General features: G+C 56.8%; 1 rRNA gene. It reads right to left on the reverse strand.

Annotated elements, in window-relative coordinates:
• Nucleotides 1–257, reverse strand: a 16S ribosomal RNA gene (locus BIV57_RS23235); the annotation flags it as partial.

Genomic DNA, 257 nt, shown 5'->3' on the forward strand with positions numbered 1-257 from the left:
GGTTAAGCCCGGGGATTTCACATCTGACTTAACAGACCGCCTGCGTGCGCTTTACGCCCAGTAATTCCGATTAACGCTTGCACCCTCCGTATTACCGCGGCTGCTGGCACGGAGTTAGCCGGTGCTTCTTCTGCGGGTAACGTCAATCGGCGCGGTTATTAACCGCACCGCCTTCCTCCCCGCTGAAAGTACTTTACAACCCGAAGGCCTTCTTCATACACGCGGCATGGCTGCATCAGGCTTGCGCCCATTGTGCA

It is taken from the genome of Mangrovactinospora gilvigrisea, assembly GCF_001879105.1.
Classification (GTDB): domain Bacteria; phylum Actinomycetota; class Actinomycetes; order Streptomycetales; family Streptomycetaceae; genus Mangrovactinospora; species Mangrovactinospora gilvigrisea.